1 protein-coding gene is annotated in these 1,894 nt (G+C 47.4%); it reads right to left on the bottom strand.

Going from position 1 to position 1,894, the window contains the following annotated elements; all coding sequences use genetic code 11:
- Positions 1-189 precede the first annotated feature (189 nt).
- Entirely contained in the window at positions 190-1,329 is a 1,140-nt protein-coding gene (locus IQ224_RS23235; RefSeq protein WP_002749626.1) for a citrate synthase, read from the bottom strand.
- Positions 1,330-1,894 lie beyond the last annotated feature (565 nt).

Genomic DNA, 1,894 nt, shown 5'->3' with positions numbered 1-1,894 from the left:
CCCCACACCCTGCCCCCACCGAAAAACTTTTTCAGCAGACCCTATATACACCGAAACTGACCAAGCTGAAAGCAGATGGACTGTTTCCTTGTCCCATCAATATAACAGGAAATGAGACAAAAAATCTCGCCTAGGAAAGATTGACAAAGGCGAGAAACCGTGTTTCCATTCAAGAATGGGAGATAAAATCTAAGAACGTTGTTCGATCGGTGTATAGGGGACTTCGTGTTGTCCGGTGTAGATTTGGGTAGGACGGAAAATGCGGTTAGCATTTAATTGTTCTTTCCAGTGGGCCAACCAACCGGCCACCCGGGAGATGGCAAAAATCGGGGTAAATAAATCACTGGGGATGCCTAATTTCCGATAGACCAATCCCGAATAGAAATCCACATTAGCATAGATACCTTTTTCGCCGTAGATATCCACCACTGCTTGTTCTAATTCTAGGGCGATATCGTAGTATTCATCGGAACCTAATTCCGCGAATAATTGTTCGGCAAGGTTTTGTAAAATCGTCGCCCGGGGATCCTTAACTTTATATACCCGGTGTCCAAAACCCATAACTTTTTGTTTGTTGGCGATACATTTTTCCACATAGGGACGAACATTAGCCACCGAACCGATTTCCTCTAACATTAACAATACTTCCTCGTTTGCCCCACCGTGGAGGGGGCCGGCGAGAGTTCCCACTGCTGAAGCGATGACACCGTAGGGGTCGGTTAAAGTGGAGGCCGTCACCATAGCCGAAAAAGTCGAGGCATTCATGGTATGTTCGGCGTGGAGAGTCAAACAGACATCGAAAACTTTCGCCGCTAAATCCGTCGGTCTTTTTTCCGTCAACATATAGAGGAAATTGGCCGCATAATCAAGACTATCGTTGGGCTGAATGGGGTGATTACCTTTGCGAATCAATTGAAACGCCGCCACCATGGTGGGGATTTTCGCTAATAACCGCACCACTGCCTGACGGATATATTCGGGATTATCCAGGGCGCGCCGGGCATAGTATAAACCTAAAGCCGCCGCCGAAGTTTGTAGCGCATCCATGGGGTGGCCTTTTTCGGGGAAGCATTTCATCATGTCTTCGATACGGTACTTGATGCGTCGATGATAACGGATTTCATCGGCAAATTCTTCCAGTTCCGCCCCCGTGGGCAGAACACCCCAGATAAGGAGATAGGCGGTTTCGAGGAAGGTACTTTTTTCGGCGAGTTCCTCAATCCGAATGCCTCGATACTCCAAGATTCCCTTTTGCCCATCCACAAAGCTGATACTCGATTGGGCGGCGGGAATTCCTTCTAAACCTGGCCGATATTCACAAACTGTCATAGTTCTACCTTTCCGTGGCGAAGATTAAGCCCTAACGCTAACTTACTTGATCTTTCCACCCTTACCGAAATTTTATAGAAATTCTTCGGTTCTGCCTCTCCTGTTCAGGATTGGGGAGAATTGGACGGAAATTAATCCTATTTAGCGATTGCTTCGTCGATTTAGTCAGCCCTGCCCTAGCGCATTTTTTCTGGGCTTACCGTTCCGACTCTAGCTAGTGGACTTGATATTTATCTACTTTCATTGTAGCGAGACTATCTCGATCGATTGAGCCGATCGATAATTTTTTTAAGTTTCTTCGGGATTAATATTTAACTCCCGCAGTTTTGCCGCCAATCGTTCGGCCCGTTGCCGTTCCGCTTCGGCCCGTTGACTTTCCGTTTCGGCCCGTTGTCGTTCCGCTTCGGCCCGTTGTCGTTCTTGGTTGTAACTGGTGAAACGTGAGTTCGACGGAGCTAAAAAATAGCAGGAGGTAGAGCAGGGAAGCCCTTTGGCTCTAAATCCAAGGAGGGTTTTTTGGGCAAATAGCTATAAGCAATCAAGCCAGCAAAGAGATTGACGAGAA

The organism is Microcystis sp. LEGE 00066 (assembly GCF_015207925.1).
Classification (GTDB): domain Bacteria; phylum Cyanobacteriota; class Cyanobacteriia; order Cyanobacteriales; family Microcystaceae; genus Microcystis; species Microcystis ichthyoblabe_A.
Note: the sequence above shows the minus strand (reverse complement) of the source record. Positions and strands in the feature narration are given on the sequence as shown.